General features: G+C 47.5%; 1 protein-coding gene. It reads left to right on the top strand.

The features are described from left to right. The coding region (locus A3750_RS25735; protein WP_197474825.1) for a hypothetical protein at window positions 1-1,089 on the top strand (1,089 nt) is incomplete at both ends.

Genomic DNA, 1,089 nt, shown 5'->3' with positions numbered 1-1,089 from the left:
GTCAATGACGCTTATGGACTATACGTTGAAGAGGCGCCTGAGTCGGATATTCCATCTGCGGATAACATTGGTCCTGTAGATGCATCGCCCGAGATTCCGGTCATTACTTTCTCGAAAGTGAAAGGCGCACCAGTTATTGATGGGGTACTTGATGATCCCATCGGGGCTGAAGCACAGATTTTTAGCATCGACTATGAGCTGTACCCAAAGCGCTATGGAAAGGCTAGTGTTGAGACTTACGTTTATGCGTTGTTGACTGATACGCATACCTTTTTCGCGTTCGATGCGCGAGACCCAGATCCAAGCCAGATAAGAACGGCATTTCGAAATCGCGATGCGGTAAAGGAAGACGATTATGTTTCTTTGGTTGTTGATCCGACAGGTACTGGTAGTAAAAAATATGAGTTTCGTGTAAACCCGAGCGGTGTGTTAACGGATGTTCTTCAGAACACTGTCGCTGATCGTTATTACTATGACTGGGATTCTAACTGGATTGCCGAAGCACAAGTAACGGACTCCGGTTACATTGTCGAAATTGCCATACCGCATCAATCGATTCGTCTTCCAAAGCATGAGGATGACACTGATCAAATGCTGCTGTTGATGTTCAAGCGGTCCTATCCGCGTAGTACAGATAAAACGCTTGGCTCTATGATGTTGGTCAAGAGAGCGAAGGAGCAGGAGCTGGCTGATGCACGTGCTCCCTTAGCGGACTCTGAGGCAATGAGTGCCGCAGAGAAGGTTGAGTACGAAAAGCGGGTTCAGCAGCAAGAGGAGGATATGGGCGCGAGTGCGCAGATAGCCTCTAAGCGAGATTTGTACGGAGTTCAGAATGTAGAGGTGACGCCGCACTATATCCTCCATAAGGATGACGAGCGTGACCCAGGTGATCCCGAGTTTGAACAGTCTAGCAATTACGACATTAATGAGTTTGGCGTGGATGCAAAGGTGCGTTTTGGCACCAATAAAACCTTGGGCTTGACGGTTAACCCGAACTTTACAGAGGTCGAGTCAGATATTGCCAGAGATAGTATTAACAATCCCTTTAATCCCTTCAAACCTGAAAAACGAAGCTTCTTTCAGTCTGGC

This window comes from Oleiphilus sp. HI0079 (genome assembly GCF_001635105.1).
This window is presented reverse-complemented; position numbering and strand designations above follow the sequence as displayed.